The 288-nt window shown below is 43.1% G+C and carries 1 pseudogene; it reads left to right on the top strand.

Annotated elements, in window-relative coordinates:
- Nucleotides 1-45: 45 nt before the first annotated feature.
- Nucleotides 46-288 (top strand): annotated as a pseudogene (locus DXD02_RS15905) (IS200/IS605 family accessory protein TnpB-related protein); the annotation flags it as partial.

The raw sequence follows: 288 nt of genomic DNA, 5'->3' as shown, positions 1-288 counted from the left end.
AAGGGCAGAAGGAAAAATCCCGTTAAAACCCGGAGGAAAAAGCGAATGAAAATCATATCCAGTTATGGTGTAGAATTACGAAAACAGAATATTCCAATCCGCCAGACACTGGAGATTTACCGTTCTGCTGTCCGCTATCTGGTCGAAGTGTATGAATCTGTATGGGAAGAACTGGTCAAAATTGAGGAAAGTAAGAAACGTTTCAATGCAGCGGAACATCTGGTGCATACAACGAAACGGAATCCGGCCCGGTTTGATTTTGATTTCTGCTTTCCTAAGATGCCATCC

The sequence above is a fragment of the Blautia sp. TF10-30 genome (assembly GCF_003481245.1).
In the GTDB taxonomy this organism is placed as follows: Bacteria; Bacillota; Clostridia; order Lachnospirales; family Lachnospiraceae; genus Fusicatenibacter; species Fusicatenibacter saccharivorans.
Note: the sequence above shows the minus strand (reverse complement) of the source record. Positions and strands in the feature narration are given on the sequence as shown.